This is a genomic window from Enterobacter sp. CPE_E863, from assembly GCF_046521465.1.
Taxonomy (GTDB): Bacteria; Pseudomonadota; Gammaproteobacteria; order Enterobacterales; family Enterobacteriaceae; genus Enterobacter; species Enterobacter adelaidei.
In genome coordinates this window covers 1-1,241 of the sequence record NZ_JBKFZX010000009.1, presented here as the reverse complement: position 1 = coordinate 1,241, position 1,241 = coordinate 1, and the positions used below count along the sequence as shown (strand labels likewise).

At 46.1% G+C, this 1,241-nt stretch carries 1 protein-coding gene and 1 pseudogene; both read left to right on the top strand.

Annotated features, from left to right (window positions below):
- Nucleotides 1-184, top strand: a pseudogene (locus ACLHV8_RS27075) (helix-turn-helix domain-containing protein); the annotation flags it as partial.
- Between the two features lie 731 nt (nucleotides 185-915).
- The coding region (locus ACLHV8_RS27070; protein WP_410392163.1) for a helix-turn-helix domain-containing protein at nucleotides 916-1,241 on the top strand (326 nt) is incomplete at its 3' end.

Here is a 1,241-nt window from a genome sequence, read left to right as displayed (position 1 = left end):
AAGAATACCAGTTGCTGGAAAGGTTTGTGCTTACGCTTTAGATCCTCACGAAGTCTGGAAGGGATATAACACATCAAAAGACTACTCAGCCTTTGTTACCAAGACATTAGTGAACAAGGATGGAGAAATAAAACGCCGGATAATGGCTATGTTTTCCGGAGAGGAGAGCGGTCAAGAGCAGTAGCGAAGCGACTCTTGACGGCTCGGAACGACCCCCACCCTCAGAAAGGGGGATGGTTCGCCACAGCGAGCCATCCCCATAATAAGCCGCCCTTTAAGCAGTAGATCCCATAAATAAATAAAACAGCACATCACTTTTGTAATGTGCGGCATTCCTTTGGGACTAAAAGAAGTTAGCCAGGAATGTAATACAGAAACTTTACCGACAAGGAGGTCATCATGATCACGTCAACAATCATCACAATCATCGGCTTAATTGGGAGTCTCATAACGATTTACCGAGAGATATACCCGAAGGATAAGCACTAATTAGCCAAGTATACACTCCGCTAGCGGAGTGACTGGTTCAGGGCTTCGCCCCGAAACCCCTGAAAACCGTCAATCATGGTGATGGCTCACTACGCGAGCCATCACCAGATACAAGGTTAAACGGGCATTTTGATCGTCAAGGTCAAGCCGCTAACGCGGTCGCCTATGGCGAACCCTGACCCTCAAAATGCCCGACCGGAGGGAGGGAGCTACCTTGAACTTTGGTGTTGTCTGTTGGTTTTCATAGAAGAGAATAGAGATAAATAATAAGTTATTGATTTTTATAGTTTTGGTTTTTTCTGATAGGACACAGCTGGTGTCCGCACGTGAGGACACAGCTGGTGTCCGCATGTGGCTGGACATAGGACACCACAAGTCCTATGATGGGACAAAAATGTCCTATCAAAAAGACACCGAGGGATAAAGATGATCGTAGCTTCAGAACACCAAGCAAAGCTAAGGCAGAAAGAAATACAGGAAATCGACAAGAAGGCATCTAAAGAGCACGAGGAGGCAAAGAAGAACAGTAACTTCACTCAGACATACCCAAAGGGCTGGCAACGCATTAGAGAGCTTGTGAGGGACAAACAGGGTGCTGCCGCTATAGGTCTTTACTCATTTTTCGCTGAACACATAGATCCTACATGCGGTGCAGTGGTCTGCGATCAGCAGTTTTTAGCTAATCAGATGGGTGTTTCTACTCGAACAATTCGTCGTTGGTTAGATTATTTGGAGGAGAAAGGTGCTTTGGT